Here is a 511-nt window from a genome sequence, read left to right as displayed (position 1 = left end):
TACACCCGAGGTTAGTCGTCGGCAGCGTCAGATGTGTATAAGAGACAGCCACACACCATTACCGTGACTGCAACAGATGCAGCAGGTAACGTAGGTAACGATACTGCAGTGGTGACCATTGATACGGTTGCACCAAATGCACCGGTGCTTGATCCGATCAATGCAACAGACCCAGTGAGCGGTCAGGCAGAGCCTGGTTCAACCGTGACTGTGACTTATCCTGATGGCACAACTGCAACAGTGGTAGCAGGCACAGATGGTAGCTGGTCAGTACCAAACCCAGGTAACCTGGTGGATGGCGATACAGTGACTGCAACAGCAACTGACCCTGCAGGCAACACTTCATTGCCAGGTACAGGCACAGTTTCAGCAGACATCACAGCACCTGTGGTTGCGCTGGATGACGTGTTGACGAATGACAGCACACCAGCACTTACTGGTACAGTGAACGATCCGACAGCCACTGTAGTTGCTGTCTCTTATACACATCTCCGAGCCCACGAGACATACG

The 511-nt window shown here is 52.6% G+C and carries 1 pseudogene; it reads left to right on the top strand.

From position 1 onward, the window contains the following. Nucleotides 1-48: 48 nt before the first annotated feature. Nucleotides 49-511 (top strand): annotated as a pseudogene (locus ACNQ0W_RS25350) (Ig-like domain-containing protein); the annotation flags it as partial.

It is taken from the genome of Enterobacter cloacae complex sp. 6730903, assembly GCF_048283985.1.
GTDB lineage: Bacteria > Pseudomonadota > Gammaproteobacteria > Enterobacterales > Enterobacteriaceae > Enterobacter > Enterobacter hormaechei_C.
This window is presented reverse-complemented; position numbering and strand designations above follow the sequence as displayed.